We start from the raw sequence: 1997 nt of genomic DNA on the forward strand, positions 1-1997 counted from the left end.
GCTGCGCGCAGGGGGCGGTGACACGCTGTCCGGCGGCAGCGGCGCGGACAGCTTCCTCTTCGAGATCGTCTACGCCGACAGCACCTCCGTCATCACCGACTTCGAGGCCGGCGTCGACGACATCCAGTTCTACGGCGACGAGTATACCGTCTATCAAGGCGATGCGCTGTCGCAGGCCGTGCAGGTTGGCGACGACGTGGTCATCACCCGGCAGGTCTACGACGCTTTCGAGGGCGCCGGCGCAACGCTGGAGCTGATCCTCGAGGACACGCAGCTGGACGACCTGTCGTCGAGCGACTTCATGGACGGGCTGTTCTACTACTGACGCCGGCACCTCCTTCGCAAAACAGCACCGCCCGCAGGCCGGAACCTGCGGGCGGTGTCTTTTTTTCGGCGTGGTGTCTGCTTCCAGGGCGGCGTGCGGCTCAGCCGACGCGGGTGTAGGTGCCCTGCCCCGCAAGGATTCCACGGAACCCGCCGGGCTCGTCCAGCGGGAAGACGATGATCGGCAGGTTGTTGTCGCGCGCCAGCGCGATGGCCGAGGCGTCCATGACCTTGAGGTTCTTCTGCAGCACCTCGTCGTAGCTCACCTTGTCGTAGCGCTTGGCGTCGGGGTTGGTGCGCGGGTCGCTGTCATAGACGCCGTCGGTGCCGTTCTTGCCCATGAAGAGTGCCTCGCAGGCCATCTCGTTGGCGCGCAGCGCCGAGGCGGTGTCGGTGGTGAAATAGGGGTTGCCCGTGCCCGCGGCGAAGATGCAGACGCGCTTCTTCTCGAGGTGGCGCACGGCGCGGCGCCGGATGTAGGGCTCGGCCACCTCGTCCATGCGGATCGCGGTGATCACCCGGGTGTAGACGCCGATCTCTTCCAGCGCCGACTGCATCGCCAGCGCGTTCATGACGGTCGCCAGCATGCCCATGTAGTCGGCGGTGGTCCGTTCCATGCCCTGCGCCGAACCGGCGAGGCCGCGGAAGATGTTGCCGCCGCCGATCACCATGCAGATCTCGACGCCCATGTCGTGCACAGTCTTCACTTCGCGGGCGATGCGCTCGACGGTCGGCGGGTGCAGGCCGTAGCCTTGGTCCCCCATGAGCGCCTCTCCCGAGATTTTCAGCAAGACGCGATTGAAGGTGGTCTGCGGGGTCTCGGTCATGTTGCGCTCCGTCACTGAGGGGGTCTAGGATCGGCGCCATATGTGGCCGAAAACCGGCCCCTCTGCAATGCTGCATTGCCGCGAGCGAAGACCTTCCAAGGAGGACGCCCTGTCCGATATTCTGACCCGGCTGGCGCCCGATCCGGAGCGCCCGGTGCTGATCGCCGGCCCCACCGCCAGCGGCAAGTCGGCGCTGGCGCTCGAGATCGCCGCGCGCGATGGCGGCGTCATCGTGAACGCCGACGCGATCCAGGTGTTCTCGGACTGGCGGGTGCTCACCGCGCGACCCTCCGAGGCCGAGGAGGCGCTCGCGCCGCACGCGCTCTACGGTCACGTCCCGGGCACGCAGGCATACAGCGTGGGCGAGTGGCTGAGGGATGTCGCGCAACTTATGCGCGGGCCCGGGCGGCTCATCGTGGTGGGCGGAACCGGGCTTTATTTCAGCGCCCTGACCGAGGGGCTTGCCGAGATTCCGCCGACGCCACCGGCGGTTCGCGACGAGGCGATGGCGCGGCTCGACGCGGGCGAGCGCGCCGCCATGGTCGAGGAGCTCGACAGCGACACCCGGGTGCGGATCGACACGGCGAATCCAATGCGCGTGCAGCGGGCGTGGGAAGTTCTGCGCTCTACCGGGCGAGGAATCGCGGCGTGGCAGGACGAGACGCCCCCGCCGCTTCTGCCTCTTTCGCAGGCACAACCCATCGTCTTCGACGCCCCCAAGGACTGGCTCAGCCCGCGAATCGAAACGCGGTTCCGCAAGATGGTCCGCGAGGGCGCGCTCGACGAGGCCCGCGCCAATCTCGCCACGTGGACGCCCGCCCTGCCCTCGGCCAAGGCCATCGGCGC

2 protein-coding genes and 1 pseudogene are annotated in these 1997 nt (G+C 68.0%); 2 read left to right on the top strand and 1 reads right to left on the bottom strand.

Annotation, left to right across the window (positions count from 1 at the left end; genetic code table 11):
• Positions 1–325 (top strand): annotated as a pseudogene (locus HC022_RS25140) (hypothetical protein); the annotation flags it as partial.
• 100 nt (positions 326–425) lie between these two features.
• Here the strand turns inward: HC022_RS25140 and pyrH are convergent.
• A complete protein-coding gene (gene pyrH, locus HC022_RS25145; RefSeq protein ID WP_008885478.1) occupies positions 426–1151 on the bottom strand; it encodes a UMP kinase in 726 nt (241 codons plus the stop codon).
• Between the two features lie 40 nt (positions 1152–1191).
• On the opposite strand from pyrH, the gene HC022_RS25150 reads away from it, so the two are divergent.
• Positions 1192–1997 (top strand): tRNA (adenosine(37)-N6)-dimethylallyltransferase MiaA (locus HC022_RS25150; RefSeq protein WP_254885267.1); only part of this gene is annotated, 806 nt, incomplete at its 3' end.

This window comes from Salipiger sp. HF18 (assembly GCF_011806505.1).
Taxonomy (GTDB): Bacteria; Pseudomonadota; Alphaproteobacteria; order Rhodobacterales; family Rhodobacteraceae; genus Salipiger; species Salipiger thiooxidans.